The following is a 4,475-nucleotide window of genomic DNA, read 5'->3' as shown; positions in this document are numbered from 1 at the left end:
GGGGTTAGGGATGGTGTGGTCCCGTCCTCCAGCGCCGGGTGGGCTGAAATGCATGGGTCGGCGGTGGGAAGTGGCCGTCAGCATCATGAGGCGAAGCACCTGCGCCGGGACGGTGTGGGGTTGTCTTCAAGTGCCGGGCGGGCTGGGTGATGCGGGCCGGTGTTGGGAAGGGCCGTGAGTGGGCCTCGGCCTCTTGATCGCCCCAGTAGGGTCGTCCCGTGAGTAACGAACACATCACGCTGACCGCGGGTGACGCGGAGGTGGACGTGCTGCCGGGGAACGGCGGGCGGGTCGGTGGGTTGCGCGTCGGGGGGATCGAGTTGTTGCGGCAGGGGGAGCGGTTCGGGTGTTTCCCGATGGTTCCCTGGTGCGGGCGGATCCGGGACGGGCGGTTCCTGGACGGGGCCGTGGTGCGGCAGATGCCGCTCAACGCCCCGCCGAACGCCATCCACGGCACCGTGCGGGACGGCGCCTGGCGCGTGGCCCGGGTCGCCGACGGCGAGGTGGTGATCACGTATGACCTGGTCGAGCCCTGGCCCTACGCCGGCCGCGTCACCCAGGTCGTCGCGCTCACCCCGGACAGCCTCAGCCTCACCATGTCCGTCGAGACGTATGAGACGTCCTTCCCGGCGCAGATCGGCTGGCACCCCTGGTTCAACCGGAACCTCGGCGGGGAGGGGGCACAGGATGTGCGGCTCGACTTCAGCCCGGCCTGGCAGGAGGAGCGCGGGGACGATCACCTTCCCACCGGGAATCGGATCGAGCCGAAGCCGGGGCCCTGGGACGACTGCTTCGGCATGCCCGGCGGGGTCGACGTCACGCTCACCTGGCCGGGGCAGTTGGAGCTGAAGGTGGCCAGCCGCCAGGAGTGGGTCGTCGTGTACGACGAGCAGGAGGCCGCCGTGTGTGTCGAGCCGCAGACCGGGCCGCCCAATGGGCTGAACAGTCTCCCCCGCCTGGTCACGCCCCTGGAGCCGCTCGAGGCCACGACTGTCTGGAGCTGGCGGCGCCTCTAAGCTGGGCGGCATGACTGACGTACGTGGCGAGCTGCTGCAGCAGATCAAGGACAAGGCCGTGGTGCACGGCAAGGTGACCCTGTCGTCGGGGCTGGAGGCTGATTACTACGTCGATCTTCGGCGGATCACCCTCGACGGGGAGGCGGCTCCGCTGGTCGGGCAGGTGCTGCTCGATCTGACCGCGGAGCTGGAGTTCGACGCGGTGGGCGGGCTCACCATGGGCGCCGACCCCGTGGCCGCCGCGATGCTGCACGCCGCCGCGGCGCGCGGGAAGCGGCTGGACGCCTTCGTCGTGCGCAAGGCCGCCAAGGCGCACGGGCTGCAGCGGCGGGTCGAGGGGCCGGACATCGCGGGGCGGCGGGTGCTCGTCGTCGAGGACACCTCCACCACCGGCGGGTCGCCGCTCGCCGCCGTCGAGGCCGTGCGTGAGGCGGGAGCCGAGGTCGTCGGCGTCGCCACGATCGTCGACCGGGCCACCGGCGCCGCCGAGAAAATCCAGGCGGGGGCCGGGGTGCCGTACCTGTTCGCCTACTCCAAGGACGAGCTCGGGCTCGACTGACCGAGGTCCCCACGGGCGTCCATCTCGGCTGATGACAGACGCTCGGACCATCCCGGTTCGTCTGGAAAGATGGGGCCGACGACGACGTCGCAACCCCCCAAGGTCTAGGTCAGGGCCGTAAGAAGAACGCCGTACGCAGTTACGTACGCAGTACGTCAACCCGCACACTCCAAGGAGCGGACAGATGCCCATCGCAACCCCCGAGGTCTACAACGAGATGCTCGACCGGGCGAAGGCAGGCAAGTTCGCCTACCCGGCCATCAACGTGACCTCGACTCAGACCCTGCACGCGGCCCTGCGCGGTTTCGCGGAGGCGGAGAGCGACGGCATCATCCAGATCTCGACGGGTGGCGCCGAGTTCCTGGGCGGTCAGCACAACAAGGACATGGTGACCGGCGCCGTCGCCCTGGCCGAGTTCGCGCACATCGTCGCCAAGAAGTACGACATCACCGTCGCCCTGCACACGGACCACTGCCCGAAGGACAAGCTCGACGGGTACGTACGGCCGCTGCTCGCGGTGTCGGAGGAGCGGGTCGCGCGCGGTGAGAACCCGCTGTTCCAGTCGCACATGTGGGACGGCTCGGCCGAGACCCTGGCCGACAACCTCTCCATCGCGCAGGAGCTGCTGGAGCGCGCCCGCGCCGCGAAGATCATCCTTGAGGTCGAGATCACCCCGACCGGTGGCGAGGAGGACGGTGTCTCGCACGAGATCAACGACTCGCTGTACACGACGGTCGACGACGCGATCCGTACGGTCGAGGCCCTCGGTCTCGGTGAGAAGGGGCGCTACCTGCTCGCCGCCTCCTTCGGCAACGTCCACGGTGTCTACAAGCCGGGCAACGTCGTGCTCCGCCCCGAGCTGCTCAAGGAGCTCAACGAGGGCGTCGCCGCCAAGTACGGCAAGGCGTCCCCGTTCGACTTCGTCTTCCACGGCGGCTCCGGTTCCACCGCCGAGGAGATCGCTACCGCGCTGGGCAACGGCGTCGTCAAGATGAACATCGACACCGACACGCAGTACGCCTTCACGCGTCCGGTCGCCGACCACATGTTCAAGAACTATGACGGTGTGCTCAAGGTCGACGGCGAGGTCGGTTCGAAGAAGACCTACGACCCGCGGACCTGGGGCAAGCTCGCCGAGGCGAGCATGGCCGCGCGCGTGACGGAGGCCTGCTCCAACCTGCGCTCGACGGGTACGAAGATCAAGTAGTTCGTGGTTCTCCGGGTATCTCTCGGGGAGCTTGTGAGCCCGGCGTCTGTCTACGGCGCCGGGCTCGCTGTATACCTGGGGGCATGCCCGACGTCCGGCTGGCCTCCCCGCAGGGCAAGTGGATCCTGCTCACCACGGTTCTCGGCTCCAGCATGGCGCTGCTGGACTCGACCGTCGTCAACGTCGCCCTTCCACGCATCGGCCGTGACCTCGACGCCGACCTGGCCGCCCTGCAGTGGACCGTCAACGCGTACATGCTCACGCTGGCCGGGCTGATCCTGCTGGGCGGTTCGCTGGGGGACCGGTACGGGCGTCGCAAGATCTTCGTCATCGGGGTCGTGTGGTTCGCGGCGGCCTCGCTGCTGTGCGGGATCGCGCCGAACGCCGGGGTGCTCGTCGCCGCGCGGGCCTTGCAGGGCATCGGCGGGGCTCTGCTCACGCCGGGCTCGCTCGCGCTCATCCAGGCGTCCTTCCATCCCGACGACCGGGGGCGGGCCGTGGGCCTGTGGTCGGGGTTCGGGGGTGTCGGGGCGGCGGTCGGGCCGTTCCTGGGCGGGTGGCTGGTCGACGGGCCCGGGTGGCGGTGGGTGTTCCTGCTCAACGTCCCGCTGGCCCTGCTGTGTGTGCCGGTGGCCCTGCGGCATGTCCCCGAGTCGGGGGACGGTCGTACACACGGCCGCTTCGACGTGCTCGGCGCGGCGCTCGGTGCCCTGTCCCTCGCCCTGGTGACGTACGCGCTGATCGAGGCCCGGGAGGGCTCGGTGGTCGTCGTCGTGTCCGCGGTCGCCGGTGTGGCCGCCGGCATCGCCTTCGTGTTCGTCGAGAAGCGGCGCCCCGACCCGATGATGCCGCTCGACATCTTCGCGTCCCGCCAGTTCACCGTGGTCAACGTCGTCACCCTGTGTGTGTACGCGGCCCTCGGCGGCTTCTTCTTCCTCGCCGTGATCCAGCTCCAGGTCGTCTCCGGGTACTCGGCTCTCGGCGCCGGTACGGCACTGCTGCCGGCGACCGTCCTGATGCTGCTGCTCTCCGCCCGCTCCGGCGCCCTGGCCGACCGGATCGGGCCGCGCATCCCGCTCACCGTGGGGCCCCTGCTGTGTGCGGCCGGCATGCTGCTGATGCTGCGCGTCGGGGCGGACGCCTCGTATGTCGCCGACGTGCTGCCGGCCGTCCTCGTCCTCGGCTTCGGGCTGGTCACCCTGGTCGCGCCGCTGACCGCCACCGTCCTTGCCTCCGTGGACGTCGCGCGGGCCGGGCTGGCCAGTGGCATCAACAACGCGGCGGCGCGCGCGGCCGGGCTCGTCGCCGTGGCCGCGCTGCCTCTGCTGACCGGGATGGGGCAGGAGGCGTATCGCTCGCCGGTGGCCTTCGACGATGCCTTCGGGCGGGCGATGGTCCTGTGCGCGGGCGTCTTGGCCGCGGGGGCGGTCCTCGCCTTCGCGACCGTGCGCCGCCTTCCCCCGGAGTGCGCTCACCCCGAGTGCCGCACGCATTGCGGTGTCACGGCGCCGCCGTTGGAAGGGCGGCCGGTGCGGGGGCGGGTGCCTGAGGGTGGGGGTTCCTAGGGCTGGGGGCGTGCGGTTGCCGTGGTGCGTTTCTCGCCCCCGCCGCCCCTACCCGTCCCATCCTGAAGGGGCTCCGCCCCTTCGACCCCGCCAGGGGGCTGCCGCCCCCTGGACCCCCGCTTCGGCCC

General features: G+C 70.6%; 4 protein-coding genes. All 4 read left to right on the top strand.

The window, feature by feature from the left end; all coding sequences use genetic code 11:
* The first annotated feature begins 218 nt into the window (after positions 1–218).
* The 4 genes from ADL12_RS19800 to ADL12_RS19785 all read left to right on the top strand — a co-directional run bounded on the left by ADL12_RS19800 (position 219) and on the right by ADL12_RS19785 (position 4,347).
* Positions 219–1,016, top strand: coding sequence for an aldose epimerase family protein (locus tag ADL12_RS19800; RefSeq protein WP_062704005.1), 798 nt, complete (start codon positions 219–221; stop codon positions 1,014–1,016).
* Positions 1,017–1,026: 10 nt separating this feature from the next.
* A complete protein-coding gene (gene pyrE, locus ADL12_RS19795; protein ID WP_062704004.1) occupies positions 1,027–1,575 on the top strand; it encodes an orotate phosphoribosyltransferase in 549 nt (182 codons plus the stop codon).
* Positions 1,576–1,759: 184 nt separating this feature from the next.
* Entirely contained in the window at positions 1,760–2,782 is a 1,023-nt protein-coding gene (gene fbaA / locus ADL12_RS19790; protein ID WP_062704003.1) for a class II fructose-bisphosphate aldolase, read from the top strand.
* A gap of 83 nt (positions 2,783–2,865) precedes the next feature.
* Entirely contained in the window at positions 2,866–4,347 is a 1,482-nt protein-coding gene (locus ADL12_RS19785; RefSeq protein WP_062704002.1) for an MFS transporter, read from the top strand.
* Positions 4,348–4,475 lie beyond the last annotated feature (128 nt).

The organism is Streptomyces regalis (genome assembly GCF_001509475.1).
Taxonomy (GTDB): domain Bacteria; phylum Actinomycetota; class Actinomycetes; order Streptomycetales; family Streptomycetaceae; genus Streptomyces; species Streptomyces regalis.
The sequence above is the reverse complement of the archived record's forward strand: the minus strand, read 5'-3'. Positions and strand labels throughout refer to the sequence as shown.

Coding starts and splice junctions, on each gene's coding strand:
- ADL12_RS19785 (WP_062704002.1), top strand. CDS start 2,866: ATGCCCGACGTCCGGCTGGCCTCCCCGCAGGGCAAGTGGATCCTGCTC.
- fbaA (WP_062704003.1), top strand. CDS start 1,760: ATGCCCATCGCAACCCCCGAGGTCTACAACGAGATGCTCGACCGGGCG.
- pyrE (WP_062704004.1), top strand. CDS start 1,027: ATGACTGACGTACGTGGCGAGCTGCTGCAGCAGATCAAGGACAAGGCC.